21 protein-coding genes and 4 pseudogenes are annotated in these 26,348 nt (G+C 67.0%); 10 read left to right on the top strand and 15 right to left on the bottom strand.

The window, feature by feature from the left end; translation table 11 throughout:
- Positions 1-4: 4 nt before the first annotated feature.
- The 4 genes from MMSP_RS19175 to hemE are packed head-to-tail and all read right to left on the bottom strand — an operon-like array spanning position 5 to position 3,877.
- On the bottom strand, positions 5-754 hold the full coding sequence (locus tag MMSP_RS19175; RefSeq protein WP_020724836.1) for a class I SAM-dependent methyltransferase: 750 nt from the start codon (positions 752-754) through the stop codon (positions 5-7).
- Entirely contained in the window at positions 751-1,446 is a 696-nt protein-coding gene (gene hemQ / locus MMSP_RS19180; protein WP_011741110.1) for a hydrogen peroxide-dependent heme synthase, read from the bottom strand. The genes MMSP_RS19175 and hemQ overlap by 4 nt, the downstream gene beginning before the upstream one ends.
- Before the next feature lie 5 nt (positions 1,447-1,451).
- Complete coding sequence (locus tag MMSP_RS19185) at positions 1,452-2,819, bottom strand: protoporphyrinogen oxidase (RefSeq protein ID WP_036426726.1); 1,368 nt, start codon at positions 2,817-2,819, stop codon at positions 1,452-1,454.
- Entirely contained in the window at positions 2,816-3,877 is a 1,062-nt protein-coding gene (gene hemE / locus MMSP_RS19190) for a uroporphyrinogen decarboxylase (protein ID WP_036426728.1), read from the bottom strand. Before hemE ends, MMSP_RS19185 begins: the two co-directional genes overlap by 4 nt.
- A gap of 122 nt (positions 3,878-3,999) precedes the next feature.
- Here hemE and MMSP_RS19195 point away from each other — a divergent pair, with 122 nt between their 5' ends.
- The 3 genes and pseudogenes from MMSP_RS19195 to MMSP_RS19205 all read left to right on the top strand — a co-directional run bounded on the left by MMSP_RS19195 (position 4,000) and on the right by MMSP_RS19205 (position 6,838).
- Positions 4,000-4,809 (top strand): enoyl-CoA hydratase/isomerase family protein, encoded by an 810-nt coding sequence (locus MMSP_RS19195; protein WP_020787960.1) that lies wholly within the window; start codon positions 4,000-4,002, stop codon positions 4,807-4,809.
- 40 nt (positions 4,810-4,849) lie between these two features.
- Positions 4,850-5,529, top strand: a pseudogene (locus tag MMSP_RS19200) (DUF3000 domain-containing protein).
- A 1-nt stretch (position 5,530) separates the two neighbouring features.
- Positions 5,531-6,838 (top strand): ribonuclease D, encoded by a 1,308-nt coding sequence (locus tag MMSP_RS19205; protein ID WP_011741115.1) that lies wholly within the window; start codon positions 5,531-5,533, stop codon positions 6,836-6,838.
- Here the strand turns inward: MMSP_RS19205 and MMSP_RS28850 are convergent.
- Positions 6,835-7,696 (bottom strand): annotated as a pseudogene (locus MMSP_RS28850) (transketolase C-terminal domain-containing protein); the annotation flags it as partial. The gene MMSP_RS19205 and the pseudogene MMSP_RS28850 overlap by 4 nt on opposite strands.
- A gap of 685 nt (positions 7,697-8,381) precedes the next feature.
- On the opposite strand from MMSP_RS28850, the pseudogene MMSP_RS29935 reads away from it, so the two are divergent.
- Positions 8,382-10,423, top strand: a pseudogene (locus MMSP_RS29935) (PE family protein).
- Positions 10,424-10,465: 42 nt separating this feature from the next.
- Here MMSP_RS29935 and dxs read toward each other — a convergent pair.
- A complete protein-coding gene (gene dxs / locus MMSP_RS19235; protein WP_036426730.1) occupies positions 10,466-12,379 on the bottom strand; it encodes a 1-deoxy-D-xylulose-5-phosphate synthase in 1,914 nt (637 codons plus the stop codon).
- Between the two features lie 203 nt (positions 12,380-12,582).
- Here dxs and MMSP_RS19240 point away from each other — a divergent pair, with 203 nt between their 5' ends.
- Genes MMSP_RS19240 through MMSP_RS19250 form a run of 3 tightly spaced genes read left to right on the top strand, consistent with a single transcriptional unit; the run spans position 12,583 to position 15,696 of the window.
- Positions 12,583-13,026 (top strand): CBS domain-containing protein, encoded by a 444-nt coding sequence (locus MMSP_RS19240; protein WP_012393810.1) that lies wholly within the window; start codon positions 12,583-12,585, stop codon positions 13,024-13,026.
- Between the two features lie 55 nt (positions 13,027-13,081).
- Positions 13,082-14,371: an SLC13 family permease gene (locus MMSP_RS19245; protein WP_020787965.1), complete on the top strand. Its 1,290-nt coding sequence runs from the start codon at positions 13,082-13,084 to the stop codon at positions 14,369-14,371.
- A 38-nt stretch (positions 14,372-14,409) separates the two neighbouring features.
- Positions 14,410-15,696: an ArsB/NhaD family transporter gene (locus MMSP_RS19250; protein ID WP_012393808.1), complete on the top strand. Its 1,287-nt coding sequence runs from the start codon at positions 14,410-14,412 to the stop codon at positions 15,694-15,696.
- A 5-nt stretch (positions 15,697-15,701) separates the two neighbouring features.
- Here MMSP_RS19250 and MMSP_RS19255 read toward each other — a convergent pair whose 3' ends face one another.
- The 5 genes and pseudogenes from MMSP_RS19255 to MMSP_RS19275 form a co-directional block, all read right to left on the bottom strand.
- A complete protein-coding gene (locus tag MMSP_RS19255) occupies positions 15,702-16,466 on the bottom strand; it encodes a hypothetical protein (RefSeq protein WP_020724824.1) in 765 nt (254 codons plus the stop codon).
- The gene (locus MMSP_RS19260; RefSeq protein WP_020787966.1) at positions 16,463-17,173 is read right to left on the bottom strand and encodes an ABC transporter permease; all 711 of its coding nucleotides are present in this window, start codon (positions 17,171-17,173) and stop codon (positions 16,463-16,465) included. Before MMSP_RS19260 ends, MMSP_RS19255 begins: the two co-directional genes overlap by 4 nt.
- A pseudogene (locus MMSP_RS19265) lies at positions 17,170-18,069 on the bottom strand (ABC transporter ATP-binding protein). Before MMSP_RS19265 ends, MMSP_RS19260 begins: the two are co-directional and overlap by 4 nt.
- A gap of 116 nt (positions 18,070-18,185) precedes the next feature.
- A complete protein-coding gene (locus MMSP_RS19270) occupies positions 18,186-19,391 on the bottom strand; it encodes a class I SAM-dependent RNA methyltransferase (RefSeq protein WP_020724821.1) in 1,206 nt (401 codons plus the stop codon).
- Positions 19,388-21,385 (bottom strand): APC family permease, encoded by a 1,998-nt coding sequence (locus MMSP_RS19275; protein WP_015355339.1) that lies wholly within the window; start codon positions 21,383-21,385, stop codon positions 19,388-19,390. The genes MMSP_RS19270 and MMSP_RS19275 overlap by 4 nt, the downstream gene beginning before the upstream one ends.
- 132 nt (positions 21,386-21,517) lie before the next feature.
- Between MMSP_RS19275 and MMSP_RS19280 the strand changes: the two genes are divergently transcribed.
- Positions 21,518-22,201, top strand: coding sequence for a TrkA family potassium uptake protein (locus tag MMSP_RS19280; protein ID WP_011741123.1), 684 nt, complete (start codon positions 21,518-21,520; stop codon positions 22,199-22,201).
- Between the two features lie 52 nt (positions 22,202-22,253).
- Positions 22,254-22,916 (top strand): TrkA family potassium uptake protein, encoded by a 663-nt coding sequence (locus MMSP_RS19285; protein ID WP_011741124.1) that lies wholly within the window; start codon positions 22,254-22,256, stop codon positions 22,914-22,916.
- Between the two features lie 218 nt (positions 22,917-23,134).
- Here MMSP_RS19285 and MMSP_RS19290 read toward each other — a convergent pair whose 3' ends face one another.
- Both MMSP_RS19290 and MMSP_RS19295 read right to left on the bottom strand, forming a co-directional pair.
- A complete protein-coding gene (locus tag MMSP_RS19290; RefSeq protein ID WP_020787970.1) occupies positions 23,135-23,833 on the bottom strand; it encodes a DUF3159 domain-containing protein in 699 nt (232 codons plus the stop codon).
- Between the two features lie 27 nt (positions 23,834-23,860).
- Positions 23,861-24,229 carry an OB-fold nucleic acid binding domain-containing protein gene (locus MMSP_RS19295; RefSeq protein ID WP_011741126.1) on the bottom strand — a complete coding sequence of 123 codons (369 nt, stop codon included), beginning with the start codon at positions 24,227-24,229 and terminating at the stop codon, positions 23,861-23,863.
- 167 nt (positions 24,230-24,396) lie between these two features.
- Between MMSP_RS19295 and MMSP_RS19300 the strand changes: the two genes are divergently transcribed.
- A complete protein-coding gene (locus tag MMSP_RS19300; protein ID WP_036427427.1) occupies positions 24,397-25,095 on the top strand; it encodes a serine aminopeptidase domain-containing protein in 699 nt (232 codons plus the stop codon).
- A gap of 13 nt (positions 25,096-25,108) precedes the next feature.
- Here the strand turns inward: MMSP_RS19300 and MMSP_RS19305 are convergent, their stop codons facing one another.
- Complete coding sequence (locus MMSP_RS19305) at positions 25,109-25,861, bottom strand: DUF3710 domain-containing protein (protein WP_051153710.1); 753 nt, start codon at positions 25,859-25,861, stop codon at positions 25,109-25,111.
- Positions 25,861-26,325 carry a dUTP diphosphatase gene (gene dut / locus MMSP_RS19310; RefSeq protein ID WP_012393798.1) on the bottom strand — a complete coding sequence of 155 codons (465 nt, stop codon included), beginning with the start codon at positions 26,323-26,325 and terminating at the stop codon, positions 25,861-25,863. Before dut ends, MMSP_RS19305 begins: the two co-directional genes overlap by 1 nt.
- Between the last annotated feature and the right edge of the window lie 23 nt (positions 26,326-26,348).

The raw sequence follows: 26,348 nt of genomic DNA on the forward strand, positions 1-26,348 counted from the left end.
GGGGTTAGTCCAGCCGGGTGGCGTGGACTTCCCAGAACGGGACGTGCGCGATGCCGTCGGTCAGCCAGGGCTGGATCGTCTTGAACCGCTCCACCAAGGGCCCGACCTGGTCAGCCACCTCGGGGTTTCGCGCGGCCATAGTTTCCAGCGTCTCCATGCTCACCGTGGTGCGGTAGGTGGTCGGCCCCAGATAGGTGATCTCCCAACCGCCAAGTGGCAGCATCTCGCGGAAGTTTTCCTCCGGCAGCGACCGGATCGCGGTCAATCCGTTGACCTGGTGGGCGCCGAACTCGTACATGTAAAGCCGTGCGCCCGGCTTGGTCGCCCGCCACAACGCCTGCACGTAGGACCTCTGCAGCTCGGGCGCGGTACCGAACGTGTGATAGAAGGCGCAGTCGACGACGGTGTCGAATCGGTTGTCCAAGCCTTCCAGCCTCGTGGCATCGGCCACCTGGAAGTTCACCGACACCCCGGCCTTAGCCGCGTTGTCCCGGGCCCGCTCGATGGCGGTCGCCGATCCGTCGATGCCGGTCGCCGAGTAACCCTTGGACGCGTAATAGATCGCGTGGTGGCCGGGCCCGGTGCCCGGGTCGAGCACCTCCCCCTTGACCGCGCCCAGCGCGACCAGCTGCTCAACCACCGGTTGCGGGCCGCCGATGTCCCACGGTGTGGCCGCCGGCAAGCCGTGTGCCACCCGCTGGTCGCGATACATCTCCTCGAAGCGGGTGGGGTCGGTCGGATCCGGGGCGGTCATGGCAGCGAGGTCACCAGCTGCTCGACGGGCACCCGCGGCCCGCTGTAGAACGGCGTCTCCGCACGGGTGTGCCGTCGGGCGTCGGTGGCCCGCAGGTCACGCATCAAATCGACGATGCGGTCCAACTCGGGGGCCTCAAACGCCAGGATCCACTCGTAGTCCCCCAGCGCGAACGCCGGCACCGTGTTGGCCCGAACGTCCTTGTAGCCACGCGCGGCCATGCCGTGCTCGGCGAGCATGCGACGTCGCTCCTCGTCGGGCAGCAGATACCACTCGTAGGAGCGCACGAACGGATACACGCAGATGTAGGCGCCGGGCTCCTCGCCGGCTAGAAATGCCGGGATGTGGCTCTTGTTGAACTCGGCCGGACGATGCAGCCCGACGCTGCTCCACACCGGAGTGCAGGCCCGCCCCAAGGTGGTGGTGCGCCGAAAGTCCGAATAGGTCGCCTGCAACGTTTCGATGCGCTCGGCGTGGGTCCAGATCATGAAATCCGCGTCCGCCCGCAGGCCCGCGACGTCGTAGAGGCCGCGCACCACGACGCCGCGTTCCTCCTGCTGCTTGAAAAACGTCGCAGCGTCGTCGATCACGGCTTCGCGGTGGTCACCGAGTTCGCCCGGCCGCACAGAGAACACCGAGAACATCAGGTACCGAATGGTTGCGTTCAGGACGTCGTAGTCGAGGCGTGCCATGGCACCTATCGTGCCACTTGCGGGTTGAGCGCCCCAACGACGCCGTCCACCGCGCGGCTTGCCGCCCCGACACAGGCCGGCACCCCGATTCCGTCCAGATAGCTGCCGGCCACGGCCAATGTCGGGGGCAGCCCGGCCCGCACTTGCGCGACCAGCACCCCGTGACCGGGACCGTATTGCGGCATCGCCTCGATCCACCGCTGCACACGTGAATCGACGGGATCCACCGTCACACCGAACACCGTGGCCAGGTCGTCGCGCGCCCACGAAAGCAGCTGATGGTCGGACACGCGCTCGGCCAGGTCGTCGCCGAACCGCCCGAACGAAATCCGCAGCTGCTGGACGTCGCCCTGGATACCCCATTTCCGCGACGACAACGTGATTGCCTTGGCCCGCAACGGCTCACCGTTGGCCACCAGCACCCCGGAACACTGCGGGAAGGGGGTATCTGCCGGCACCGCCAGCGCCACCACAGCCGAGGAGGCACTGCGCACCCGGCTCGCGGCCGCGACGCTGCGCGGATCCACCCCGTCGACACCGTCGAGGATCCGCACCAGGCGCGGGGCCGGGATGGCCAGGATGACGGCGTCGGCGTGCCAGCGCCGGCCGGCATCGTCGTGCAGTGCCCAACCGGGTTCGATCTTGCTGACCGCGGCCTGCACCCACTGCACCCCACTGCGTGCGACCAGCTCCTCGACCAGCACCTGATAGCCGCCCGTCAAGGCACCGAACACCGGGCCGGCACTGGCCGGCGGCAAGCTCTGCCGAACCGCCTCGGTCAGGCTGGTGGCGCCGCGGTCCAGCTCCGCCGCCACCGCCGGGATGGCCGCGCGCACACCGATCGTGGCGGCCGAGCCCGCATAGACGCCGCACAGCAGCGGATCGACCGACCTGGTCACGGTCTGCTCGCCGAACCGCTCGGCCACCAGTTCGGCCACCGCGGGATCGCCGCCCGGGCGCCAGTGCAGCGGCCGGTCCGGTTCGGCCTCGATCTGGGCAATCGTGGCGTCGTCAACCAGGCCGGCAAGCGAGCGCGCCGAAGCCGGGATCCCCATCACGGTGCCCGTTGGCAGCGGGTGCAGCTCTTGGCAGCTGTAGATCAGCGGCCGGGCGCCCGTGGTGGAGCGCTGCAGCCCGGACAGACCGAGTTCGGCGAGCAGGGCGGGCATCTCCGGACGGCGCACCACGAACGCTTCGGCACCCAGATCCATCGGCTGTCCGCCGACCCGCTCGGTGCGCAAGATTCCGCCCAGCCGATCGCTGGGGTCCAACAGGGTGATCAAGGCGTCTTCACCGACCGCCAGCCGCAACCGGAAGGCCGCGGTCAGGCCCGAGATTCCACCGCCCACAACACAATACGAGCCCGGTGTCATAGCGAGTGAACCAGTGACACCAGGTCGGTCAGCACCCCCGGATCGGTCTGCGGCAGTACCCCGTGCCCCAGATTGAAGACGTACCCGGCCGCACCCGCGTCGACGGCCCGACGTCCATCGTCGACGACGGCGCGTGCGGCCCGTTCCACCGCGGGCCAGCCCGCCAGCAGCACCACCGGATCCAGGTTGCCCTGCAGCGCGGTGCCGGGTTGCACCCGGGCGGCGGCATCGGCCAGCGCGGTGCGCCAGTCCACCCCGACCACCTTCGCCGTCCCCGGCTTGACCGCCTCCGACATCGCACCCAGCAGTTCAGCGGTGCCGACCCCGAAGTGCGTCATCGGAACACCATGCTCGGCTAGCGTGGCGAATACCCGTGCGCTGTGCGGCAACGCGTACTGGCGGTAGTCGGCCAACGACAACATTCCCGCCCACGAGTCGAACACCTGGATGGCATTCACGCCGGCACGGATCTGACCGAGCAAAAATTCGATGGTGAGGTCGGTCAACTTGGTCATCAACGCATGCCAGGTCGCGGGCTCGGCCAACATCATCGCCTTGGTCCGGGCATGGTGGCGGCTGGGTCCGCCCTCGACCAGGTAGGAGGCCAACGTGAAGGGCGCTCCGGCGAATCCGATCAGCGGAGTGTCACCCAGCTCGGCGACCAACAGCTCAACCGCGTCGAGCACCGGCGCAATCGACTGGGGGTCAATGGGTTTGATGGCGTCGACATCGGCAACCGTACGCACCGGCGCAGCGATGACGGGTCCGACATCGGCCACGATGTCCAAGTCCACACCGGCCGCGCGCAGCGGTACCACGATGTCGGAGAACAGGATCGCGGCATCGACGTGGTAGCGGCGGATCGGTTGCATGGTGACCTCGCAGGCCACCTCGGGTTCGAAGCAGGCGGCCAGCATGCTGTGCTGGCGGCGCAGCGCCCGGTATTCCGGCAGTGAGCGGCCGGCCTGCCGCATGAACCACACCGGTACTCGGCTGGGTTTGCGGCCGGCCACCGCGGCCAGATAGGGCGACTGCGGAAGGTCGCGACGGGTACTCATCGGCCTCAATGCTGCCATGAGGGCTGCCATGAGGCGGTTTGGGCGGCCCCGCAGGCCATCGGGCCGCTGCGTAACATCACGACGGCAACCAGCTGGCAACCAGCAACGGTCAGGAGCGCCGCATGCCACTCACCTACCAAGATTTCCCCAGCCTTCGCTTCGAGCCGGGTGAGCACGGCGTGCTGAATCTGGTGCTGGACTCCCCCGGGCTGAATTCGGTCGGACCGCAGATGCACCGCGACCTCGCTGACGTCTGGCCGGTGATCGACCGTGACCCCGACGTGCGGGTGGTGCTGGTTCGTGGTGAGGGCAAAGCGTTTTCGTCCGGGGGCAGTTTTGAGCTCATCGACGAAACGATCGGCGACTACGAAGGCCGAATCCGCATCATGCGCGAGGCCCGTGACCTGGTGCTCAACCTGGTCAACCTCGACAAGCCGGTGGTTTCGGCGATTCGCGGCCCGGCCGTTGGCGCCGGTCTGGTGGTAGCGCTGCTCGCCGATATCTCGGCGGCAAGCGCAACCGCGAAAATCATCGACGGCCACACCAAGCTCGGGGTGGCGGCCGGTGACCACGCCGCGATCTGCTGGCCGCTGCTGGTCGGCATGGCCAAGGCCAAGTACTACCTACTCACCTGCGAGACACTGTCCGGCGAAGAAGCTGAACGCATCGGCCTGGTCTCGACGTGCGTCGATGACGATGAGGTGCTGCCCACCGCAACCCGGCTGGCCGAGAATCTGGCGCAGGGGGCGCAAAACGCGATCCGCTGGACCAAGCGTAGCCTCAATCACTGGTACCGGATGTTCGGGCCGACCTTCGAAACGTCGCTTGGCCTGGAGTTTCTCGGGTTCACCGGCCCCGATGTGCAGGAAGGCCTGGCCGCGCACCGGCAGAAGCGTCCCGCCCGGTTTACCGACCGCACCGAGGGGCCCTAGCCGGCGACGAAACGGCGCGCCTGTCCCCGCGTGTCGACCGATGGGTCTACCGTCGAATTCTGTGAACCGCGCCGACGATAAGACGGGGCGCAGCGATTGGGGGGCACCTCCCGCTTGCGGGGGAGAGGAGCGGCGCTTGTGACCTCAGCCGAACCGACCCCTTTCCGCGAGGCGGTAGCGGCGATGAACGCTGTCACCGTGCGGCCCGAGATTGAACTCGGCCCCATCCGCCCGCCACAGCGGCTGGCCCCGTACAGCTATGCCCTGGGGGCCGAAGTCAAGCATCCCGAGCTCGACATCGTGCCCGAACGATCCGAAGGCGACGCTTTCGGACGGCTGATTCTGCTCTATGACCCTGATGGTTCTGACGCGTGGGACGGCACCATTCGCCTGGTTGCCTACATTGAGGCCGATCTGGACTCGCACGAGGCGATCGATCCGCTGCTACCGGAAGTGGCGTGGAGTTGGCTGGTGGAGGCGCTGGAATCACGCACCGAACACGTGACCGCTCTCGGTGGCACCGTCACCGCCACCACATCGGTGCGCTACGGCGACATCTCCGGACCGCCGCGCGCCCATCAGCTCGAGCTACGAGCGTCGTGGACGGCGACCACACCCGATCTAGGCAGCCACGTCGAGGCGTTCTGCGCTGTCCTCGAGCACGCCGCGGGCCTGCCGCCGGCCGGGGTCGTCGACCTGGGCTCGAGGTCGCGCGCCTGATATGTGCTCAGCCCTATCTCCTGAGGGGAACGAACCGCCGGAGGGCACAGCACCCGAAGCCACTCCCCTGCTGAGCCCGGCGAGCGGGGTTCCGGAACTCTCCGTGACCGCCGGCCAGATCGAGGCGGCCGCGACACTCCTGGACCGCGGCAGCGGGCCCTTTGCCGTCGACGCCGAGCGCGCATCGGGCTTTCGTTACTCCAATCGGGCCTATCTGATCCAGATCCGGCGGGCCGGCGCCGGAACGGTGCTGATCGACCCGGTCAGCCACGGCGGTGACCCGCTGACCGTGCTGCAACCGCTGGCCGAAGTGCTGGCCAAAGACGAGTGGATCCTGCACTCGGCCGACCAGGACCTGCCCTGTCTGGCCGAGGTTGGGATGCGTCCGTCGGCGTTGTACGACACCGAACTGGCGGGGCGATTGGCCGGGTACGACCGGGTGAACCTGGCGACCATGGTCGAGCGGCTACTCGGCATGGGCCTGGTCAAAGGCCACGGCGCCGCCGACTGGTCCAAGCGTCCGCTGCCGTCGGACTGGCTCAACTACGCCGCGTTGGATGTGGAGTTGCTCATCGAGCTGCGCTCGGCGATCTCGGGGGTGCTGGCCGAGCAAGGTAAATCCGACTGGGCCGCGCAAGAATTCGAGTATCTGCGGACGTTCGAATCACGGTGGGTGCCGGCGACCGCCAAACCGGACCGCTGGCGGCGAACCTCGGGGATCCACAAAGTGCGTGACCGGCGAGGTCTGGCCGCCGTTCGCGAGTTGTGGATAACCAGAGATCGCATCGCCGAGCGTCGTGACATCGCGCCCCGCCGGATTCTGCCGGACTCGGCGATCATCGATGCCGCCCTCTCCGACCCGAAGTCGGTCGAAGACCTGGTGTCATTGCCGGTGTTCGGCGGGCGCAACCAGCGCCGTAACGCGACGATGTGGCTCGGGGCCCTCGACGTCGCGCGCAAGAGCCAGCATCCGCCGGAAGTGGCCGAACCCTCCAATGGGCCGCCCGTTCCGGCGCGGTGGAGCCGACGCAAACCCGAAGCTGCCGCGCGCCTGGAGGCCGCCCGCGCGGCGTTGTCCGAGGTGTCGGATTCGGTGGGAGTGCCGACGGAGAACCTGGTCACGCCCGAGCTGGTGCGGCGCCTGTGCTGGGACTGGGCACCGGTGGCCGCCGCCGAGATAACCAGCACCATCGATGAATTCTTGGCCACCGGGCAAGCCCGGGTCTGGCAGCGTGAGCTGGTGGTACCCGCCCTGGCCGCAGCGCTGGCCAATGCCGCCGAACCCGAGACCGAACCGGGCGCCCGCTAGTCGAGCTGTTCGGTGATCTCGGTTTCGACAACGCTGGAACCCAGCGCGACAACCCACCCGGTGATGCGGCGGGCGACATCCTGGTCGGTGAGACCCAAGTCGGCCAACACCTCGCCACGCGACGCGTGATCGAAGAAATCCTGCGGCAGGCCCACATCGCGACACGGCAGGTCGATCTCGGCACGCCGCAGCGCTGCCGACACCGCTGACCCGGTCCCCCGGTTGACCCCGTTGCCTTCGAGGGTCACCAGCAGCTTGTGCGCCACCGCCAATTCGAGCACCGCGTCGGGGACGGGCAACACCCAGCGTGGGTCGACCACCGTCACCCCGATGCCCTGGTTGTGTAGCCGCTTGGCCACCGCCACCGCCAGCGCCATCGACGTCTCCGCGCCGCTCCAAAGCCGGAATATCGTCACCGACGTCACCTCTGGGGAATCATAAAGCCGTCGGACCATCACTGAACTCGAGCGCATCCCCCAGTTCCTCGCGCAACCGGGTGGCATCCCTGGGCGCGGCTACCCGCATTCCGGGGACGATGCCCAGCATCGACAAATCCCGCATGCCGTTGTGGGCCGGACCATCCGAACCGGTGATCCCTGCCCGGTCGAGCACCATGGTGACGGGCAGCTGGTGCAGCGCCACATCCATCCTCAACTGGTCGAATGCCCGGTTGAGGAACGTCGAATAGATCGCCACTACCGGGTGCATCCCACCCATCGCCAGCCCAGCTGCCGACGTGATCGCATGTTGCTCGGCAATGCCGACATCGAACAGGCGGTCCGGAAAGCGCTGCCCGAACGCCGTCAGCCCGGTCGGCCCCGGCATGGCCGCGGTGATGGCCACAAGGTGGCAACGGCGGTTCCGGCGTCGGCGCGGGCCTGGCCGGCGAAAACGGCGGCGCCGGAGCGGGCGGCACCAGCGCCGGAAGCCTAGGGCTGCCATCCCCAGCAGGGCCGGGGGACGTCGAGGCGCGGGTGAGCGAAGCCGTAGGACGGTGCGGCACATTTCGAATGTCGATAGACAAAGCGATTTATTTAGACGTGGTGAATTACAACTGCAGCAACCGCATCCGAATTAACTCCATAGAGAATTAATTTCCTGCCAGAAATTCAGCAGTGAATGACTTAAGAAAAGTGCTCAAATTAGTGGAAATAGCTACACATTGGAGTACATTCGTCCAATCTAATTCCCACCACATTCCATGTGAATGGCAAGCGAGGCAGATGTGTGGTTCCACGCCGAGAACTCCCTGCTGCTACACAGTAGCGCTGGTCGACAGCAGCGCAACCAGTCGCTGCGAGAGTCTGCCGAAGGGCCGGAAAAGAACTCTTTCTCATGTAATGGACGGCACGGTTCACAGCGAATTTCCGGTAGCCCGAGACATTGCCGACAACGAACCTTCGGTTCGAGACCGGGTGCGATCGCTGTCGCCCGACCGTGCGGAAACCATTCGGCCGTCCGGTGTTTTTCAGGGCGCGGTCAGCATTTGTCGACCGCGCTGCCTGAAGCCTGCGTTGTTGTTTGAGTTCGGAGGAGAAACCTGATGTCCTACCTAGCCATTGCACCGGAGATCGTGGCCGCCGCGGCCGCGGCTATGGACGGGATCGGCTCGGCCATCACCGCCGCCAATGCCGCCGCGGCGATCCCAACCAGCGCCATCGCGGCCGCGGCCGCCGATGAGATTTCGGCGGCCATCGCCGAACTGTTCGGCAACCACGCCCAGCAATATCAGGCCCTGAGCGCCCAAATGGCGCGGTTCCACGACCAGTTCGTGCGCAGCCTGTCCGGCGCAGCACAGACGTACGCCAGCGCCGAGGCCACCGGAGCCGCACCCCTGCAACCGGTGCTAGACCTGATCAACGGGCCCACCCAAGCACTGTTGGGACGCCCGCTGATCGGCAACGGCGCCAGCGGGGCCCTAGGCACCGGGCAGGCCGGCGGTGACGGGGGCCTGCTGATCGGCAACGGCGGCGCCGGCGGGGCCGCCGGACTGATCGGCTCCGGCGGCGCCGGCGGCATCGGCGGAACCGGCGCGGCCGGCGGAAAAGGCGGCAACGCCGTCCTCTTCGGCGCCGGAGGCAACGGCGGCATCGGCGGGACCGGAGCCGTTGGCGGGACCGGGGCGGCCGGCGGAGCCGGCGGCAACGGCGGGTTCCTCTTCGGCCACGGCGGTGACGGCGGCACCGGCGGCACCGGCGCCAGCGGCGTTGCTGGCGCCAACGGCGGTGCGGGCCAAACCGAACTAGCCGCCCGGTACCACTGGCAACACCCCCACCACCGCGGCCGGCCACGGCGGCAAGGGCGGAGACGGCTTTTAGTCCCGCCACCTCCGGTCAAGACGGCGGGTCTGGCGGCAAGGGCGGAGACGCCGGCCAATTCGGCAACGGTGGCAACGGCGGCAACGGCGGCAACGGAGCCGCCGGTGACGCGGCGGGCAGCGGCCACACCGGCGGCAACGGGGGCGCCGGCGGCGGCGGCGGTAACGCCGGTCAATTCGGTGAACCCGGCACGGGCGGATCCGGCGGGAACGGTGGCAAAGGCGGCGACGGCGCGGCCGGCGGCTTAGCCCAAGCCGGCGGAAACGGCGGCGAAGGCGGGGCCGGTGGCAACGCTGGCGCGGGAGGCCTGAGCGGCACCGGCGACAGCACCGGCAACGCCGGCACCGGCGGCAACGGCGGCCCCGGCGGCACCAACGGCACCGGCGGCAAGGGCGGCATCGGCGGCATCGGTGGCGACGGCCGCAACGGCAGTACCGGCGCCAACGGCGGCAACGGCGGGACAGGCGGCACTGGCGGAATCGGGGGTACCGCCGGGAGCGGCGGCACCGGGGGTAGCGCCGGCAACGCCGGCACCGGCGGCAATGGTGGCGCTGGTGACAGCGGCGCCTCTGGCGGCGCTGGCGGCGCTGGCGGCGCTGGCGGCGCCGGAATCGGCGGTAAAGACGGCGGTACCGGGGGCACTGGAGGCACTGGAGGTGCGGGCGTCGTCAGCGGCTTATCCGCCTTCCCCAGCGGCATCGGTGGCACCGGCGGAGCCGGCGGGCAGGGCGGCCAAGCAACCGGCGGCGGCAATGCCGGCGACGGCGGCGGCAATGCCGGCGACGGCGGCAACGGCGGGCAGGGCGGAACAGGCGGGCAGGGCGCAGCAGCCCCCTCAGCCGCCAAGGCCGCCGGCAACGGCGGGGCCGGCGGCGACGGCGGGAACGGCGCCGACGCCAGCGGCGGCGGCAACGGCGGCGACGGCGGAAAGTCCGGCGGGGGCGGAACCGGCGGAACCGGCGGCAAGAGCTTAGGCAATCTACCCTCAGGTGACGGCGGAGTTGGAGGCAACGCCGGCACCGGCGGCAACGCAACCGATGGCGGTGCCGGCGGCAAAGGCGGAGACGGGGCCGCCGGCGGCACGGGCGGCAACGCCGGCGAGTTCCAGTCACTCCTCGGCATCGGCAAAGGCGGAGACGGCGGCGACGGCGGCACCGGCACACCCGTCGGGGCAGGCGGCCTGGCCGGTACCGGCGGTGCCGGCGGGTTTGGCATTTTCCCCGGCGGCCAGACCGGCCAGAATGGCACCGACGGCAAGGCCGGATGAACCCGTCCAGCCAACCGGGGCGGCAGCTAAGTCAGCGGAACCCTAGTCGAGATGTTCTTTGATCTCGGCTTCCGAAACGCAAGCACCCAGCGCGGCAACCCAACCGGTGACCCGGCGGGCCACGTCCTGATCGGTCAACCCCAGGTCGGCCAGCAGTTCACCGCGCGAGGCGTGCTCGAAGAACTGCTGCGGCAACCCCACATCGCGACAGGGCACGTCAATCTCGGCACGCCGCAGCGCAGCGGACACCGCTGACCCGACGCCACCGTTGACGCCGTTGTCCTCCAGCGTCACCACCAGCTTGTGCGCCACCGCCAGGTCGCCGATCCCATCGGCCACCGGCAACACCCAGCGAGGGTCGATCACCGTCACCCCGATCCCCTGGTTGTGCAGCCGTTTGGCCACCGCCAGCGCCATCGACGCCAATGCACCTACCGCTATCAGCAGCACGTCGTGGTTCAAGCCGCTAGCCGGCACAGCCAGCACATCCATGCCATCGCGCCGTTCCAGTGCCGGAATATCTTCGCCCACATCGCCTTTGGGGAACCGCAACGCCGTCGGTCCGTCATCGACGTCGAGCGCCTCGCCCAGTTCCTCGCGCAACCGGGTGGCATCCCTGGGTGCGGCTACCCGAATTCCGGGAACGATGCCCAGCATCGACAAATCCCACATGCCGTTGTGGCTCGGACCATCCGAACCGGTGATCCCGGCCCGGTCGAGCACCATGGTGACCGGCAGCTGGTGCAGCGCCACATCCATCATGATCTGGTCGAATGCGCGGTTCAGGAACGTCGAGTAGATCGCGACGACCGGATGCATTCCGCCCATCGCCAGCCCGGCCGCCGACGTCATCGCGTGTTGCTCGGCGATACCGACGTCGAACAGGCGGTCCGGGAACTGCTGGCCGAACGCGGTCAAACCGGTGGGGCCCGGCATGGCCGCGGTGATGGCCACGATGTCGCGGCGCTTGCCGGCGTATTCGATCAAGGCATCGGCGAACGTCGTCGTCCAGCCCGGGCCCGCCAGCTTGGTGGCCTGTCCGGTGGCCGGGTCGATCGGAACCGTGGAGTGCATCTGCTCGGCCACGTCGGCCTCGGCCGGGCCGTAACCCATGCCCTTGCGGGTGACCACGTGCACGATCACCGGGCCGCCGAAACCGCGGGCACTGCGCAACGCGACCTCTACCGCCCGCTCGTCGTGTCCGTCGACCGGGCCGACGTACTTCAACCCGAGGTCGGTGAACAGCAACTGCGGCGACAGGGAGTCCTTGATACCTGCCTTGACGCTGTGCATGAAGTGGTAACAGACTTCGCCGACCAGCGGCACCGCCCGCACCACGTCTCGGCCCTTCTCCAGCACCTGTTCGTAGGCCGGCTGCAACCGCAGCTTGGCCAGGTGGTCGGCGACCCCGCCGATGGTCGGCGCGTAGCTGCGGCCGTTGTCGTTGACGACGATGACCACCGGCCGGTGCGAGGCGGCGATGTTGTTCAGCGCTTCCCAACACATGCCGCCGGTGAGCGCGCCGTCGCCGACCACCGCAACCACATGCCGATTACGGAGCCCGCTCAGCTCGAACGCCTTGGACAGACCGTCGGCGTAGGACAGCGCCGCGCTGGCGTGGCTGGATTCCACCCAGTCGTGTTCGCTCTCGGCCCGGCACGGATAACCCGACAACCCGCCCTTCTTGCGCAGGCTCTCGAAGTCCTGGGCGCGGCCGGTCAGCATCTTGTGCACGTAGGCCTGGTGCCCTGTGTCGAAGATGATCGGATCGTGCGGCGAGTCGAACACCCGGTGCAAAGCCAGCGTCAGCTCCACGACCCCAAGATTCGGTCCCAGGTGTCCCCCGGTGGCGGCGACTTTGTGGACCAGAAACTCTCGGATTTCCTGAGCCAGCTCACGCAGCTGCGCCTGCGGCAGGTGCTGCAGATCAGCGGGACCACGGATCTGTTGCAGCATCTCGCCAGTGTACGCAGCGCCTGCGCATCGGAGCCATCAATGACCTCCGCCGCCCATCGACCGGACGGCTTGATAGCGTCGGAGACCGGTGAGCCGGGAAGCCTGGTCGGCGTCTGATTGTCCTGCAAGCACTTACGACGCGAAAGAACACGATGGGTGCAAATGAGCTAACCCTGACCACACCGGCAACGTATGGTCACCATATGCGCGCCGAGGACATCGCCGAGGAGTATCCCGTAATCAGCATCGACTCAGACGCACTCGAGGCGGCACGCACGCTGGCCGAACACCGCCTGCCCGGGTTGCTGGTTACCAAGAAAACCGGCAGCCCTTACGCGGTGTTGCCGGCGTCGCAGGTGGTCCGATTCATCGTTCCCCGCTATGTCCAGGACGACCCATCGCTGGCCGGTGTGCTCAACGAATCGATGGCAGACCGCTGCGCGGAAAAACTGCGCGGCAAGAAGGTCAGCGATGTGTTGCCTGATCACCTCAATGACGTTCCGCCGGTCAATGCCGACGACACCATCATCGAGGTGGCCGCGCTGATGGCTCGGTTGCGCAGCCCGCTGCTCGCGGTGGTCAAGAACGGCAAGTTGCACGGGGTGATCACGGCATCGCGCCTTCTGGGAGCGGCGCTAAGGCCTTGATCTCAACGGATTCAGCGATAGACGGTCTGCGGGCAAAGACACAGGTAGCGACTCGATGAGCATTGTCGCGGTCGCCATCTTTGTGGTGGCCTATGCGCTGATCGCCAGCGAACGCGTCAACAAGACCCTGGTGGCGTTGGCCGGTGCCGCGATCGTGGTGATGCTGCCGGTCATCAATTCCGAGGACGTCTTCTATTCCCACGAGACCGGGGTCGACTGGGACGTCATCTTCTTGCTGCTCGGCATGATGATCATCGTCAGCGTGCTGCGTCAGACCGGTGTGTTCGAATACGTCGCGATCTGGGCGGCCAAGCGGGCCCGCGGCAAACCACTGCGGATCATGATCCTGTTGGTGATCGTCACCGCGGTCGCATCGGCGCTGCTGGACAACGTCACCACGGTGCTGCTGATCGCCCCGGTCACCCTGCTGGTGTGTGACCGGCTGGTGATCAACCCGGCGCCGTATCTGATGGCCGAAGCGTTCGCCTCCAACATCGGCGGCACCGCGACACTGGTCGGTGACCCGCCCAACATCGTCATCGCCAGCAAGGGCGGGCTGACGTTCAACGACTTCCTGGTCCACCTGGCTCCGATCGTGGTCATCGTGATGGCGGTGTTCATCCTGATGCTGCCGCGCCTGTTCCCCGGCTCATTCGAGGCCGACCCCGAGCGAGTCGCCGACGTGATGTCGCTGGAAGAGAAGGAGGCCATCCGCGACCACGGCCTGCTGATCAAGTGCGGCATCGTCCTGCTCCTGGTGTTCACGGCATTCGTCGCGAACTCCGCGCTGCACGTGAAGCCGTCCATGGTGGCGCTGATCGGTGCCGGCATCCTGGTGGTCGTCTCCCGGCTGGACCACTCCGACTATCTGTCCAGCGTCGAGTGGGACACGCTGCTGTTCTTCGTGGGTCTGTTCATCATGGTCGGTGCCCTGGTGAAAACCGGTGTGGTCACGCAGGTCGCGCAAATGGCGGTGACCGCGACCGGCGGCAACACCCTGCTGGCGACCATGGTGATCCTGGCCGCCTCGCTGGTGATCAGCGGCATCGTCAACAACGTTCCCTACGCGGCCACCATGACGCCGATCGTCGCCGAGTTGGTGCCGGTCCTGGGCGACAAGGGCAACCCGGACGTGTTGTGGTGGGCCCTTGCGCTGGGCACCGACTTCGGTGGCAACCTCACCGCGATCGGCGCCAGCGCCAACGTCATCGTCCTGGGCATCGCCAAGCGGGCCGACAATCCCATCTCCTTCTGGGAATTCACCCGTAAGGGCATCGTGGTCACCACGATGTCGCTGGTGCTGGCCGCCATCTACCTCTGGGTTCGCTACTTCGTACTGAGTTGACCCGTGCACACACCAGATAACGATTCATCGGAGACCCCGTGAGCGTCATTGCGATCGGGGTGTTCGTCGTCACCTACGCGCTCATCGCCAGCGACCGGGTCAGCAAGACCCGTGCGGCGCTGGTGGGTGCGGCGATCATGCTCGCGGTGGGCATCGTCGACTCCCACGACGTGTTCTACTCCCACGACACCGGAATCGACTGGGACGTCATCTTTCTGCTGCTGGGCATGATGATCATCGTCAGCGTGCTGCGCCAGACCGGCGTCTTTGAATACATCGCCATCTGGGCCGTCAAACGCGCCAATGGCTCCCCCACCCGCATCATGATTCTGCTGGTCCTGGTGATGGCGTTCGGTTCGGCCTTGTTGGACAACGTCACCACGGTGCTGCTGATCGCCCCCGTCACCCTGCTGGTGTGCGACCGGTTGGCGATCAACCCATCGCCGTTCTTGATGGCCGAGGTTTTCGCCGCCAACATCGGTGGCGCGGCAACACTGGTCGGCGACCCACCCAACATCATCATCGCCAGCCGAGCCGGACTGTCGTTCAACGACTTCCTGCTGAACATGGCCCCGGTCGTGCTCATCGTGCTGGTCATCTTCGTCGCACTGCTGCCCCGCTTGTTCGGCTCGGTCACCGTCGAGCCCGAACGGGTCTCCGACGTCATGTCGCTCAATGAGCGCGAAGCGATCAGTGACCGCAAATTGCTGATCAAGTGCGGCGTGGTGCTGCTGGCGGTGTTCGCGACCTTCATCGCCCATCCGGTGCTGCACATCCAGCCCTCGGTGGTGGCCCTGCTGGGCGCCGGCGTGCTGATCATCATCTCCGGACTGGGCGGCCGCGATTATCTGGCCAGCGTCGAGTGGGAAACGCTGCTGTTCTTCGCTGGGCTGTTCATCATGGTCGGGGCGCTGGTGAAGACCGGCGTCGTGGACAAACTCGCGCGCGCCTCGATCGAACTGACCGGCGGTAACGAACTATTCACCGTCTTGTTGATCATCGGGGTGTCGGCTCCGGTGTCGGGCATCATCGACAACATCCCCTACGTCGCCACCATGACGCCTATCGTCACCGAACTGGTCGCGGTGATGCCCGGTCAGGTCAACCCGGACGCGCTGTGGTGGGCGCTGGCCCTGGGTGCCGACTTCGGTGGCAACCTCACCGCCGTCGGAGCCAGCGCCAACGTCGTGATGCTGGGAATCGCCCGCCGGGCAGGCACTCCCATCTCATTCTGGGAATTCACCCGCAAAGGCATCGTGGTCACCACCATCTCACTGCTGGTGGCGGCGGCCTACCTGTGGCTGCGCTACTTCGTTTGGAGTTGACCCGGCTAGACCGAGGCCACGTGTTTGGCGTGGAAACGGCGGAACAGCGCCCAGGCCAGCGCCAGGTTGTAGGCGCTTCCCGCCACCAGGTACGGCCACCAGGTGGCGTGATCGCTGGCCAGCCAGAACGCTTTGGCCGGCCAGTACGGGGGCAACACCGCGAACACGAAGTTCCAGTTGGAGTGGATGAACCAGGGCAGGCAGGGCAATCCCGCGATCAGCATCCCCAGCGCGCGGACGGCGGCCAGCCCCTGAATCTTGTTGTTGGCCACGGCCAGAATCAACAGCAGGGTCACCACCGCCGACAGTCCCGCAAGCAGGCCGATCGGGATCAGCGAGGGCAACAGCCGCAGCTCGAGTATGCCGCTGAGCGACAACGTTGCCACCACATAGATGGTGGTGACCACCATGACGGTGGCGGCACGATAGACAAAGAAGGTCGACAGCGGCACCGGGGTGACCCGCAGCGCGGCCAGCGTGCCGGCGTCCACCTCGTCGAGAACGAGAAACGCCGCCAAACCACCGACGATGATGATGCTGGTCAGCAGCAGGAATGCGGTCAAGATCAGCGGATAGTAGGGCCTCAGGTCGAACCCGTTGCGATCGGCCAGCATCGTGGTCACCCGCGGCGTCAGCAGCGCGACTGCGCTGGTCCAGATGACGGGTGCGACCACGATCATGACCAACAGCGGCTCACGATAGGTACCGCGGATGTCGTTGCGCCCAAACGCGATCAGTGCGCGTATCGACGCGCCGGCCGGGGCGCTCACCAGCTACCCGCCGCTGCGACGACGTAACGGGCGAAGCTTGCCTCAGCCACTCGATACAGCACCCCGACACACACCGACGGATACAACAGCGCGTATCCGATTTGCCAGGGCGCCAGGGTCAGCTGACCGAAGGCCGCGCCGAGCAGCAACAGCGGCCCCTGGGTGGGAATGGCATACAGCACCGGGTGCGGCCACACCCCGGAGTAGTACAGCACCGGCAGATTCATTACCGCCAGCGGGATCGTCGCCACCAGGAACCAGTCGCTGATCGAGGCGAATGGCAACGAGCTGATGAACCCCACCAGCAGCATCAACAACGTCCCCAGCGCCACCGCGACGATCATCGGCGCGGCCGAGTAGGAAAACCCATGCGCGATGGTGGCCACCACCACCGCCACCCCGACCGAAACCATCAGCAGGACGGCCAGTTTGGCCGCCAGATATTCCCCGAACCGCAGCGGGGTGGCGATCACCGCGCTCAGCGTGCGCTCCTGCTTTTCGAAGAAGACCGTGCCGGCGACAAAGAAGAACCCGATGATGGTGATGTCACCGGAGAGCACGTAAGGTTCGGCAACCGAACGCAAGTCGGCCGGCATCGGCAGCAGCACCGCCAGCCAGATCAAGCCCGAAAACACCGCGGCATGCAGGAACCGCTGACGGTTTTGCAGCGTCAGCTCCAGCCGCAGCGCCGTGCTCAAGCGGCTCACGACAACCGCCGGCCGGTGACTTCGACGAATACGTCCTCGAGGCTGGCTTCCCTGCTGTGGATCGTCTCGACCTGATGTTCGCGCAGCACCGCGTGAAATGCCGGGTCGTCGGCCAGCGTGTCCAGCGAAAACTCCGCGGCGCTCAAACCACCGCCGTTGCCGCGATATTCGACCGTGACCAGGCGCTGGCTGCGGGCGATCTTCAGCTCGGCGGGCCGGTCAGACGCGACGATGCTCCCGTCGACGACAAAGGCCACCCGGTCACACAGCTCGTCCGCCGTCGCCATGTCGTGTGTGGTGAGAAACACCGTGCGCCCGCGTGCCTTCAGATCCATGATCATGTTCTTCACGCTGCGGGCGTTCACCGGATCCATCCCCGAAGTCGGTTCGTCCAGGAAGAGCAACTCGGGGTCGTTGAGTAGCGCCCTGGCGAACGTCAGGCGCATCTGCATGCCTTTGGAGTACTTGCCCGCCCGGGTATCTGCGTGGTCGGCCAATCCGACCGCCTCGAGTAGCTGCATCGGATCCAGCGTCGGCGCGCTGTAGAGCGAGGCGAAGAACTGCAGGTTCTCCAGCCCGGTGAGTTTCTGATAGTGATTGGGCAACTCGAACGACACGCCAATGCGCTCGTAGTATTCGGAGCCCCAGCTCGCCGGGTCTTTGCCCTACACCGCCACTTCACCGCCGTGGCCACGCAGTAGCCCGATAAGAATTCGTTGCGTCGTCGACTTGCCCGCACCGCTGGGACCGAGAAAGCCGAAGATTTCACCTCGGCCGACACTGAAATCCATGCCGCGCACCGCGGGTGTCGACGCTTTCGGATACGCGAAGGTGAGTCCACGGACCCGGATCACCTCGCCCACGGCGCCGGACACGGCCGGCTCGGGGTCGCGCATGCGCGCTCCTTTCGTCCAGTTCCGACCAGACTTCCCGGAGCGCCCTCGCCAGCATAATCAAGTTCGCGGCGCTTCGGGCCTCGGCGCGCGCGCATTCGGCCCCGACGCCCAACGGGCTAGCGGGTTAGCAGGGCAACGCACTCCACGTGATGGGTCAACGGGAAGGCATCGAACACCTTGATGGCGTCGACGCCGTACCCGTGGCCCCGATACAGGCCGAGGTCGCGAGCGAAAGACGCTGCTTCACAACCAATGTGAACCACACGGCGCACTCCGGCATCGGCCAGCAGATCAATGACCTCACGCCCGGCGCCCGATCGGGGCGGGTCCAGCACCGCAATATCGGCGCCACCGTCCTGAGCCGCCAGCACCCGTCGCACCGAATCGGTGACCACCTCGACCTGGGGCAGATCAGCCAGGGCGACGCGGGCCGCGGCCGAGGCCGCGCGCGCGGTGTCCACGCTCAAGACCCGTCCCGACTCCCCCACCGCGTCACCGAGCACCGCCGCGAAAACACCCGCTCCCCCGTAGAGATCCCAGGCGGTCATGCCGGCGCCGGGTTGGGCCCAGTCCGCGACCAGGCCGCTGTACACCTTCGCTGCGTCGCGGTGTGACTGCCAGAACGCCGTCGCCGGAATGCGCCAGCTGCGCTCACCCACCCGCTGCAGCACACGCGGGTCGCCCTCGACCACCTTGGCGTCGGTTCGCCGGCCCCGGCGCACCGTGAGCACCACGTGGCGTGCCCCGTCGTCACCGAGCGCCACATGCAGTTGCGCCCCGGCCGGCCAACCGGCCTTGGCCGACCGCTGCGCCAGCCCGTCCAGCATTCCGTCGGGCAGCTGCCCACAGCTCAGATCGGTGACCAGTTCGTTGCTGTGGTAGCGGTGGAAACCCACGCAATGGTCCGCTCCCACCTCGAGCCGAACCCGGGTACGCCACCCCGTCGGGCCGGCATCCGAGAGCGGCTCAGCCGCGCCGGACCAGCTGAAGCCGCCAAGGCGTTGCAGCTGTTCGCCAACCACGCTCGACTTGATCGCCCGGGCCGCGTCCGGGGCCGCAAACGCCAGATCACAACACCCGGCACCATCCACCCCGGCGATGGGGCACAACGACCCGATCCGGTCCGGCGACGGGTCGATGACCTCGATAACCTCTGCGTTCCAATAGGAACCACGTTGCGCGGTGACTCTGGCGAGCACCCGCTCCCCCGGTAGCGCATGGCGGACGAAGACCACTCGCCCCTCGTGGCGGGCCACGCAGCTACCGCCGTTGGCGGCCGCACCGGTGACCAGGTTCAGTTCAAGTGCCTGATTCGGGTTCAATCGAAAATGCCCCGCCGCATGTCGCCGGGAGCCGCATGCGGCTCCAACGTGTTGATCCGCTCCGACGACGTCAGCTGCCATGGCACCGAGGTGACCATCACCCCGGGCATGAACAGCAGCCGCGTCTTGAGCCGGAAGGCACTTTGGTTGTGCAACAGCTGCTCCCACCACCGGCCCACCACGTACTCCGGGATGAACACCGTCACCACGGTGCGTGGCGATTCCTTGCTGACCCGTTTGACGTAATCCAATACCGGACGGGTGATCTCGCGATAGGGCGAAGCAATGACCTTCAGCGGCACGCTGACGTCGCTGTCCTCCCACTGCCGCACCAGCTCGCGGGTCTCGACATCATCGACACTGACGGTGATCGCCTCGAGCACATCCGGACGGGTCGCCCGCGCGTAGGACAGGGCCCGCAGCGTGGGCAGGTGCAACTTCGAGACCAGCACCAAGGCGTGGTTGCGGCTGGGCAACACCACCTCGTTGTCATGGGCGGCGGCTTGCTCCTCCAGTTCCCGATTGACCGTGTCGTAGTGCCTTCGGATCATCTTCATCAGAATGAAGACCGAACCCATTGCCACAATGGCGATCCACGCGCCGGCAAGGAATTTGGTGACCAGGACGATCAACAGGACAGCCCCGGTGGACACCAGGCCGACCGAGTTGACCACCCGGGAGCGCACCATCTTGCGCCGGGCCGCGACATCGGTTTCGGTGCGCAGCAAGCGAGTCCAGTGCCGGACCATTCCGATCTGGCTCAGCGTGAACGAAATGAACACGCCGACGATGTAGAGCTGGATCAGCGCCGTCAGCTCAGCCCGGAACGCGACGACCGCCCCGACGGCCGCCGCGGACAAGAAGATGATGCCGTTGGAAAACGCCAGGCGATCCCCGCGGGTGTGTAGTTGGCGGGGCAGGTAACTGTGCTGAGCCAGCACCGAGCCCAGGACCGGGAAGCCGTTGAAGGCGGTGTTGGCGGCCAGCACCAAGATGAGCGCAGTCACCGCAGCGATCATCAGGAAGCCGAGGTGAAAGCTGCCGAATACGGCCTGCGCCAGCTGGGCGACCAGCGTCTTTTGCTGGTACCCGTCCGGAGCACCGGTCAACTGGGTATCCGGGTCGTCGACGACTTGGGCCCCGGTCTGCACGGCCAGCGCGACCACACCCATCAGCAGGGCCACCGCGATGGCGCCCAGCATGAGCAGCGTGGTCGCGGCGTTGCGCGACTTCGGCTTCTGGAAGGCCGGTACCCCGTTGCTGATCGCCTCCACACCGGTGAGCGCCGCACAGCCGGAGGAGAACGAGCGGGCCACCAAAAAAACCAGCGCGATGCCAACCACCTTGCCGTGCTCGGCGTGCATCACAAATCCAGCGGATTCGGCGCGTACCTGATTGCCCAGCACGTAGATCCGGAACAAGCCCCAGCCCAGCATGGCGCTGATCCCGATGATGAATGCATAAGTCGGGATGGCGAATGCCAGCCCTGATTCGCGGACGCCGCGCAGATTCAACGCCGTCACCAGCAGGATGGCGGCCACCGCGAAGAACACCTTGTGGTCATAGACGAATGGGATCGCCGAGCCGATGTTCGACATCGCCGAAGCTATCGAGACCGCAACGGTGAGAACGTAATCCACCATCAAGGCGCTGGCCACCACCAGGCCGGCGGTGGGCCCGAGGTTGGTGCTGACGACCTCGTAGTCCCCGCCGCCGGATGGGTAGGCGTGCACGTTCTGGCGGTAACTGGAGACCACGACGAGCAACACCGCTGCCACCGCCAGCGCGATCCACGGCGCCATCGAGTAGGCCGCCAGGCCCGCCACCGACAGCATCAGAAAGATCTCCTCCGGGGCGTATGCCACCGAGGACATCGCGTCGGAGGCAAACACCGGCAACGCGATCCGTTTTGGCAATAGCGTGTGGCTAAGCCGATCGCTGCGAAACGGCCGGCCGATTAGCAGCCGGCGCGCGGCCGTGGAAAGTTTGGACACGAGAGCCAAGGGTAAGCCCCATCGGCGTTGACGGTAGCGTTCCCTAGGCGAGAATTTTCCATAGGGGAATCGGCTGGCCAGTGTGGTTACCGATTGCGTTCGACGCGAGGGATACGGCCGAGAGGACGTCAAGTGCGAGTGGTAGTGATGGGCTGCGGCCGAGTCGGCTCTTCGGTGGCCGATGCACTGTCGCGAATCGGCCACGACGTGTCGGTGATCGACCGCGACGGCACTGCCTTCAACCGGCTCAGTGCCGAATTCGCCGGCGAGCGTGTTCTGGGCCAGGGATTCGACCGAGATGTGCTGCTCAGCGCGGGAATCGAGGGCGCCGACGCCTTCGCCGCGGTGTCCTCCGGAGACAACTCCAACATCATCTCGGCGCGTTTGGCCCGGGAGACCTTCGGCGTCAAACGCGTCGTCGCGCGGATCTATGACGCCAAGCGCGCCGAGGTCTACGAACGCCTCGGCATTCCCACCATCGCCACGGTGCCGTGGACAACCGACCGCCTGCTCAACGCCCTGCTCCGGGAGACCGAGACCGCCAAGTGGCGCGATCCCACCGGCACCGTCGCGGTCTGTGAAGTAGTGCTGCACGAAGACTGGGTCGGCTGCCGCGTCTCCGACCTGCAGCAGGCCACCGGTGCCCGGGTCGCGTTCCTACTCCGTTTCGGCACCGGCGTGCTGCCCGAACCGAAAACGGTGCTACAGGCCGGTGACCAGGTCTATGTCGCCGCCATCTCCGGGCGGGCGGCCGAGGCCGTCGCCATCGCGGCGCTGCCGCCGAGCGAGGATTTCGAGTCGGGGACCGCCAAATGAGCCGCGCTCGCGACGCACACATCGGCGCAGCCGGGGTTGAGGGGTGGGGCAAATGAAAGTCGTTGTCGCCGGCGCCGGCGCGGTCGGCCGCTCAGTCGCCCGCGAACTGATCGCAAACGCCCACGACGTGACCCTGATCGAACGCAACAGCGATCACGTCGACGACGACGCCATTCCGGCCGCGCATTGGCTGCTGGGCGATGCCTGCGAACTGAGCCTGCTGGAGTCGGTTCATCTCGAAGATTTCGATGTCGTGGTCGCCGCCACCGGCGATGACAAGGCCAACGTGGTGCTCAGCCTGCTGGCCAAGACGGAGTTCGCGGTGCCGCGGGTGGTGGCCCGGGTCAACGATCCCCGCAACGAGTGGCTTTTCACCGATGCCTGGGGCGTGGACGTGGCGGTGTCGACGCCCCGCATGTTGGCCTCACTGATCGAAGAGGCTGTCGCCGTCGGCGACCTGGTGCGGCTGATGGAATTCCGCAAGGGTCAGGCCAACCTGGTGGAAATCACCCTGCCCGACGACACGCCCTGGGGCGGTAAACCGGTGCGCAAACTGCAACTACCGCGGGATGCGGTGCTGGTCACGATCCTGCGCGGACCCCGCGTCATCGTCCCGCAAGCCGATGAACCCCTTGAAGGTGGCGACGAGTTGCTCTTCGTCGCGGTCACCGAGGCAGAGGAAGAGCTGAGCCAGCTGTTGCTGCCGTCGAGCTAGCCACCCGCGCGCTGTCGTTGCGCGAGCCAATGTGCGATTACGGCGCGCACTGTGCGCCGGTGGCGATGCAACGGGGGCAACGCCGCCCTCAGCGCGCACTCAAAGCCCTCCAAGGACACTGAACGCCCCGCCGGCTCCTCACGGCCCATGGGGAGCCCGCCGAGCACGCTCAACGCGGTACAGGGGCTCTCAGCGCCCTAAATGCGTCCGAACCGGGTCTAGAGCTCCCGGCAGGCCTCGGTGTCGACGGCAGCGACTTCTGCGGCCTCGGGCTCGTCAGCGGCCGGCATGGCCCGCCGGGCCGCCTTGATCGCCGCATAGGTCGCCAGCGCCGCCACCGCGGTCAGCGGCCAGCCCATCCCGATCCGCGCAACCCCTAGCCAGCCCGTCTTGTCGGCATCGTAGAGAAGCCGCTGGACGATGAACCGGACCGCGAACACCAGCGTCCAACCCAGCGTTGCGACGTCAAACGCGTAGACGGCGCGGGGCACCTCACGCCAGCCCTGGTCACGCCCGCTGGTCCAGCTCCACAGAAAACCGACCACGGGCCGACGAACAACGATCGACAGGGCGAACACGACCGCCCACAGCAGCGACATCCAGATGCCGAGCAAGAAGTAGCCCTTGGACTGCCCCACCAGGTAGGCGACCAGCGCGCACCCGGCGACCCCGAAGAACCCGAAGAACCCGAAGAACCCGAAGAACCCGGAGACCGCAGGTTGGGTGGACTCGCGCCGGATCAGGCGCAGCAGCAGCACCAACCCGGCCGCGGCAAGCGCGGATCCGATGGCGGGCAAGAGTCCGCCGATACTGGATACTGCGACGAAGATCACTACCGGAACCGACGAGTAGACCAGCCCGCTCACCCCGCCGGCCTGTGCTAGCAAGCTCTCGGCGCTGACCCGGTTAGCGCTCACCGGCCGCCTCCGCCACCAAAGCGATGATCACCGCTGGATTTCGTAATGCGGGTTGTAGATGGCCTTGCTCCCGTTCTCGAGCTTGCCAAGCCGTCCCCGCACCCGCAGTGTGCGGCCCGAGTCGATGCCGGGGATCCGGCGTTGACCCAACCACACCAACGTCACGGTGTCGCTCCCGTCGAACAATTCGGCCCGAACACCGCCGGAACAACCCTTGCCGTTGGTTTCCACACTGCGCAGCGTGCCTACCATCGTGACTTCCTGGCCGCGTTGGCAGTCGATAGCCCGCTGCGCTCCGGTATTGACGACTTCGTCGGACAATTCTTCGACGTCGCGCTGCTCCGGGTCCTCCGTCAACCGACGGGTGAGCCGGCGCAGATAACCTTCGGCCCCCATGGCCTCTCCTGACACTCCAACGTCGTTTGGAAGCTGTGCTAGCTAGTGGCACTAGCTAGCAGCATTCCACAATGCCAACGGTCACCGTAGACCTGTTAGTTCCCGTCCGCCACACGGATCGCCCTACCGACGTTGGAGTACCTGAAATGACCGGGCACTATCGTGGGGTGCCAGTCGATCTGCGCGGTGTACCCGTCGCATTACTGCCCGGAACCGGCTCCGACGACGACTACGTCTACCGGGCCTTTTCCGGCCCGCTGCAAAGCGTGGAAGCCATCTTGGTGACACCGCCGCCGCAGCAAGAACACCTAATCGAGGGCTATCTGGCCGCACTGGATGAGGCCGCCCAGGCCGGTCCGATCGCCGTGGGCGGCGTGTCGATCGGTGCCGCGGTGGCCGTCGCGTGGGCGCTGGCCCATCCCGACCGGTGCGTTGCCGTGCTGGCCGCGCTGCCCGCATGGACCGGGGAACCTGGGCCGGCGCCGGCCGCCCACTCGGCGCGCTACACGGCAGCGCAATTGCGTCGCGACGGCCTGGCCACCACAACAACGCAGATGCGGGCATCCAGCCCACCCTGGTTGGCCGACGAGCTGGCTCGGTCCTGGCGGGTGCAATGGCCGCAGCTTCCCGATGCGATGGAACAGGCGGCCGACTACGTGGCGCCAAGCAGCACCGAATTGGGCCGCCTTACCGTGCCGCTGGGGGTGGCCGCCGCGACCGATGACCCGGTCCATCCACTGCAGGTCGGTCTCGACTGGGTGTCCGCAGCGGCACACGCCGCCTTGCGGACGGTGACGCTGGAGCAGATGGGGGCCGACACTTCGGCGCTGGGCGCCGCCTGCCTGGCCGCTCTGGCCGATATTTGAGCGCTGGGTACGCCTAGCCGCCGGTGGTGCTGCGCAGCTGCTGCATGGCAGATCCTTCGGCCCCGCGCCGCGGTGCCGGCTGGTCGGGCTCCTGCTGTCCCTGCTGTCCCTGCTCGTGCTGGGCCGCCGCAGCCTGCCGCAGTTGCTCCACCATCGACTCAGGCAACTGCACCGGCAGCGGGGTGCGCACCGGCAACGGCTTGTCGCCGCGGCGAATCACCGTGTCGGCCAGCGCCTCGCGGGCCTCATCGGTCAGCGTGTCGATGGTCTCGTGCGGACCGTTGACCACACACCGGACCATCCACCGATAGCCGTCGACGCCGATGAAGCGCACCACCCCGGAGGCGGTGCCGATCACTTCCCGACCCCACGGGCCATCCTTGATCGATACCTCGGCCGAATCCTTGCGCAGCGAGTCGGCGAGCTCCGATGCGACCTCACGCCACAGGCCGGCGGACTTGGGCGCCGCATAGGCAGCGATGGTGAAGCGACCGTTGGCCGTGACAACCCACACGGCGCTGGGAACTCCGCTCTCGGTCAGTTCGACCTGGACCTGGCCGCCTTCCGGCATGGGAACCAAGACCGATCCCAGATCGAGTCGGGCCAGCTGGGCAACCGACGGGTCGTCGAAGTCTTCGATGTCGAACGGGCCTACCAGGTCCACGTCATCTGCAGCCGGTTCGCCGACCTCGCGCGCTGCGGGCCCATCGGGTTCCACGGGGCTGCCGCTGCTGTCGCCTTTACGGGTGCGTCTACCGAATGCCATCACAAACTCGCATGTCCGCCGGAGGAACCATGACCACCATCACCACGGGATGTCGCGGCCAGCCCGGCCTCGTCGAAGGACGAAACCTCGACCAGCTCTAGCAACTCGACCCGCTGCACCAACAGCTGAGCGATACGGTCACCGCGGTTAACCACGATTGGCGTGGCCGGGTCGAGATTGATCAGCGCGACCTTGAGCTCGCCCCGGTACCCCGCGTCGATGGTGCCCGGGCTGTTGACGATCGAGAGCCCGACGCGGGAGGCCAGCCCCGAGCGGGGATGGACCAGACCCACCATGCCGAAAGGAATCGCGACCGCGACACCCGTGCGCACCAGGGCCCGCTGCCCCGGGGGCAGCACCACGTCTTCGGCGCTGTAGAGGTCTACCCCCGCGTCGCCATCGTGAGCGCGGCTGGGCAGCGGAAGCCCGGGGTCAAGACGCACAACGGCGAGACTGTTCGACACGGGGCCACAGACTACTCTTGACC

Source organism: Mycobacterium sp. 012931, from assembly GCF_000419295.1.
Taxonomy (GTDB): Bacteria; Actinomycetota; Actinomycetes; order Mycobacteriales; family Mycobacteriaceae; genus Mycobacterium; species Mycobacterium marinum.

Coding starts and splice junctions, on each gene's coding strand:
- MMSP_RS19175 (WP_020724836.1), bottom strand. CDS start 754: ATGACCGCCCCGGATCCGACCGACCCCACCCGCTTCGAGGAGATGTAT.
- hemQ (WP_011741110.1), bottom strand. CDS start 1,446: ATGGCACGCCTCGACTACGACGTCCTGAACGCAACCATTCGGTACCTG.
- MMSP_RS19185 (WP_036426726.1), bottom strand. CDS start 2,819: ATGACACCGGGCTCGTATTGTGTTGTGGGCGGTGGAATCTCGGGCCTG.
- hemE (WP_036426728.1), bottom strand. CDS start 3,877: ATGAGTACCCGTCGCGACCTTCCGCAGTCGCCCTATCTGGCCGCGGTG.
- MMSP_RS19195 (WP_020787960.1), top strand. CDS start 4,000: ATGCCACTCACCTACCAAGATTTCCCCAGCCTTCGCTTCGAGCCGGGT.
- MMSP_RS19205 (WP_011741115.1), top strand. CDS start 5,531: ATGTGCTCAGCCCTATCTCCTGAGGGGAACGAACCGCCGGAGGGCACA.
- dxs (WP_036426730.1), bottom strand. CDS start 12,379: ATGCTGCAACAGATCCGTGGTCCCGCTGATCTGCAGCACCTGCCGCAG.
- MMSP_RS19240 (WP_012393810.1), top strand. CDS start 12,583: ATGCGCGCCGAGGACATCGCCGAGGAGTATCCCGTAATCAGCATCGAC.
- MMSP_RS19245 (WP_020787965.1), top strand. CDS start 13,082: ATGAGCATTGTCGCGGTCGCCATCTTTGTGGTGGCCTATGCGCTGATC.
- MMSP_RS19285 (WP_011741124.1), top strand. CDS start 22,254: ATGAAAGTCGTTGTCGCCGGCGCCGGCGCGGTCGGCCGCTCAGTCGCC.
- MMSP_RS19295 (WP_011741126.1), bottom strand. CDS start 24,229: ATGGGGGCCGAAGGTTATCTGCGCCGGCTCACCCGTCGGTTGACGGAG.
- MMSP_RS19305 (WP_051153710.1), bottom strand. CDS start 25,861: ATGGCATTCGGTAGACGCACCCGTAAAGGCGACAGCAGCGGCAGCCCC.